The 247-nt window shown below is 30.0% G+C and carries 1 pseudogene; it reads right to left on the bottom strand.

Annotated elements, in window-relative coordinates:
* Window positions 1-247, bottom strand: a pseudogene (locus ACTHS4_RS12330) (hypothetical protein); the annotation flags it as partial.

The following is a 247-nucleotide window of genomic DNA, read 5'->3' as shown; positions in this document are numbered from 1 at the left end:
CTTCTAATTGCATCATTTTTTTCTCAGCATCAGAAGACACAAAATATTTATCAAAATTAAAATACAGATAGAAATCTGCAAATCCTTTTATATTCGGTTTTTCTGGGAAATCATCATGAGGATACAAAATAATCAAACAGGTACTAATCTGTTTTGATTCAAATTTAGGCAGAGATTTAGCATATAGCGTTGGAATGGCGTGGGCTTGTCTATTAAAATTCACAAATATTGGATTTGTACTATATTC

The organism is Neisseria sp. P0014.S009 (genome assembly GCF_051958155.1).
GTDB classification, from domain to species: Bacteria; Pseudomonadota; Gammaproteobacteria; order Burkholderiales; family Neisseriaceae; genus Neisseria; species Neisseria flavescens_C.
This window is presented reverse-complemented; position numbering and strand designations above follow the sequence as displayed.